The organism is Thalassotalea sp. G20_0 (assembly GCF_017744175.1).
In the GTDB taxonomy this organism is placed as follows: Bacteria; Pseudomonadota; Gammaproteobacteria; order Pseudomonadales; family Endozoicomonadaceae; genus Endozoicomonas.
Genome location: NZ_JAGHQV010000376.1, coordinates 1 through 706 on the forward strand (window position 1 = coordinate 1; position 706 = coordinate 706).

Annotated in this window: 1 protein-coding gene; it reads right to left on the bottom strand. The window is 53.3% G+C overall.

The annotated features are described in order from the left end of the window. Positions 1 to 683, bottom strand: a 683-nt coding sequence (locus J7438_RS26585; protein WP_209279030.1) for a hypothetical protein, incomplete at its 3' end; no start/stop codon positions are given. Positions 684 to 706: the final 23 nt, after the last annotated feature.

Consider the following 706-nt stretch of genomic DNA (forward strand, 5'->3'; position numbering starts at 1 on the left):
CCCCCGATGCCGGCGTCTGCCCCGGTACCCTTGGTCTCGACCCTGCTGTTCACCGCCGTGGTGTGGGCAACCGTTCCGTCAACCGTCCCCCCCCCGATGCCGGCGCGTGCATACTTGCCCCAGGTGAAAATATGAACATTTTCCGCCCGGATATTACTGACTGTGCCATTAACATCAACAACACAGGCTGCTAACCCGGTCGTGTTCCAGGAAGTTATATTGGCACCAGTAAAGTGAAGGTTGCTGATGCTGCCTTGCAGAGTATCAACAAAACAGTCAGACAGGCCGCTGATGGTACGGCACTGCCCGTCGTAATCGCCGGTGAATGGGTGGGTAGCACTGCCAATGGATTGATAGTCTTTAGTGACAACAATATCCGCTGTCTGTTGATAGGTACCGTTTAGTGGATAGTCGGGATCTCGACCAATCTTGCCCAGGTCTTCTGCATTATTAATCTGTTTCGAATTCGCATACTGAAAAGAGCTGGCCAGCGTGCCAAGTGCAAGTAGTCCCTTGGCTCCCTGACTCCCTTGATAGCAAGCCGTGGATGACTGTTGAAGGGATACGTCTTCCGTGCCGGTTTCTTTTTCCTGAGCCTCTTCCCGGATTTCTTTTGATATCTGTGGTAATTCCGGTTTTGCATCCGGCCCGGGCAAACCGCTCCCGGACCAGGCATTGGCCATATCTTTCACCACGAAAAGGATGG